3 protein-coding genes are annotated in these 1,796 nt (G+C 22.0%); 1 reads left to right on the top strand and 2 read right to left on the bottom strand.

What is annotated here, in order from left to right:
* Positions 1 to 199: 199 nt before the first annotated feature.
* Positions 200 to 616, top strand: coding sequence for a zinc-finger-containing protein (locus B5E58_RS13170; protein ID WP_088110091.1), 417 nt, complete (start codon positions 200 to 202; stop codon positions 614 to 616).
* A gap of 727 nt (positions 617 to 1,343) precedes the next feature.
* Here the strand turns inward: B5E58_RS13170 and B5E58_RS13165 are convergent.
* The gene (locus B5E58_RS13165; RefSeq protein ID WP_088110090.1) at positions 1,344 to 1,595 is read right to left on the bottom strand and encodes a hypothetical protein; all 252 of its coding nucleotides are present in this window, start codon (positions 1,593 to 1,595) and stop codon (positions 1,344 to 1,346) included.
* Positions 1,596 to 1,599: 4 nt separating this feature from the next.
* A partial coding sequence (locus B5E58_RS13605) for a hypothetical protein (protein WP_158097778.1) occupies positions 1,600 to 1,796 on the bottom strand: 197 nt, incomplete at its 5' end.

The following is a 1,796-nucleotide window of genomic DNA, read 5'->3' as shown; positions in this document are numbered from 1 at the left end:
GATTTAAATTAATATGTATTATAACAGAGCTTGTTTGTATGGCTTTTATTTTTTGTCTTTTTTTAAGTATTTTGAAATTAGTTAACATAATTTGGGTACAAATTTAAGCCATTAATTTTTAAAATTTGTAGATTTTATTTTTAAATTTTTTTAAAATTTATATATAGCCGGCTAATGTAAAAAGGAAGTGAATTATATTATGAAGAGTAATAGAAAAAATAATAAAATAATAAAATGTCCTTATTGTGGCAGAACAGCAGTTCTTAGAGATGGAAGTTATGTATATGGAGAAAAGTCAAGAGTTGATAAATTATATGTATGTTCAAATTATCCAGAGTGTAATGCGTATGTAGGAGTAATACCTGGTACTAATATTCCAAAAGGTACATTAGCAGATAGTGAATTAAGAAACAAAAGAATAAAAGCACATAGAGCTTTTGATGAAATATGGAAAAATAAAATAATGACAAGAAATGAAGCTTATAATTGGATGAAGTTTCAATTTGGCTTAACAGGCGAACAAGCACATATAGGTAATTTTTCTGATTATATGTGCCAGAAACTTATAAAAGAAAGCAGCATAATTATAGACAATTATAAGAAAGTTAGGTATTAATATTAAATATACAATTAACAAGTATAACATCCAAAGAAGCATTTAGATAAAAAAATAGCATTGGAAGCATTAAGACGTTCAAAAGAAAGAGGTTATGGTATTAGTTTTTCAAAAAAGTAGTTTTTCCAATTGTAAAAAATGTATTTTTAGAATATAAGCTTAATGATGTACAGAAAAAATATTAAATCTTTCAAGTCAAATATTACTTTCGAGTGTTGAAGTTTTAAAGTGTATTGAAAATGGAGTTACAGATGTATCAACCAGAGAAAAGATTTTAGATATATTATATGATAATTATAGTATATATGATAAGGGTTTATTTATATTTATAAAGTTTTATTATAATCATAGAAATATTATTGAAGCTATTGCAACTTTATACTTAGAAAAAATATTGTTTTTGATACATTAATATAAATAAATTGTTTTAATAAGAATTTTTCTATAAAATATTAATGTGATTATATAGAAAATATGTGAATATTAAAATATAATCTTTAAATTTTATATAGTATTTTATTATTTAAGGAAATTAATAAATAACAGCTTACATACAATATTGTAAGCTGTTATTTTATTTCTCTATTATTGATGCTTGTAGAACAAGTGCAGTAATTTATAATGGATATGTTTACAACTGATTAATACGTTTAACATTTTTCTTATAATAGAAAAGTCTTCTGTGATTTTAAATTTTATCACAAGAAGACTTATGTATAGATATAATTTATTTACAATCACATATAGACCATGTGCCTTCATATCTATTTTGTGTCTGATTCCATAATCTATACATTCTAATGCCATTTAATGTTGTATGTACATAATAAATAACATCTGCTTTTGGTTCTATACCATTTTTTTCAATTTTAATGTTTTCAATATTATTTAAGAATTCTGTATTATACATTCCTGGTGTCAAATTTATACAAACAAATAGTATTAAAACTCCCAATAGATTAAATATATTTTTTTTCATTTAATCATTCTCTTTTCAAAGTTAAACCTAATTTATATATTTCTTCTTTGCTATTGAACGTTATAATAGGTTCTTTATCTATATATAAAATATATTTATTATTTTCATAATTTATAAAATAATCATAGTTATTTATATTTTGTAAAGTTATATCAACGGCTGGTTTATATGCTGGCTGTAATATTATAAAATATGATGAAA

The organism is Tyzzerella sp. An114 (assembly GCF_002161055.1).
In the GTDB taxonomy this organism is placed as follows: domain Bacteria; phylum Bacillota; class Clostridia; order Lachnospirales; family Anaerotignaceae; genus Fimicola; species Fimicola cottocaccae.
The sequence above is the reverse complement of the archived record's forward strand: the minus strand, read 5'-3'. Positions and strand labels throughout refer to the sequence as shown.